Origin of the sequence: Cupriavidus sp. SIMBA_020 (genome assembly GCF_046535395.1) — a bacterium.
In the GTDB taxonomy this organism is placed as follows: domain Bacteria; phylum Pseudomonadota; class Gammaproteobacteria; order Burkholderiales; family Burkholderiaceae; genus Cupriavidus; species Cupriavidus campinensis.
This window is the reverse complement of record NZ_JAWRWU010001563.1, coordinates 1-239: the sequence shown is the minus strand read 5'-3', so window position 1 is coordinate 239 and position 239 is coordinate 1. Positions and strand designations below refer to the sequence as shown.

General features: G+C 70.3%; 1 protein-coding gene. It reads left to right on the top strand.

Translation table 11 applies throughout. The annotated features are described in order from the left end of the window. The coding region (locus tag SB751_RS34860; protein ID WP_410749595.1) for a homocysteine S-methyltransferase family protein at window positions 1-239 on the top strand (239 nt) is incomplete at both ends.

The following is a 239-nucleotide window of genomic DNA, read 5'->3' as shown; positions in this document are numbered from 1 at the left end:
CGGTCACCATCGGCCTGAACTGCGCGCTGGGCGCGGCGCTGATGCGCCCGTACGTGGCCGAGCTGTCCAAGATCTGCGACACCTACGTCTGCGTCTATCCCAACGCCGGCCTGCCCAACCCGATGGCCGAGACCGGCTTCGACGAGACCCCGGCCGACACTTCCGCGCTGCTGGAGGAATTCGCCCGCGCCGGGCTGGTGAACATGTCCGGCGGCTGCTGCGGCACCACGCCCGACCAC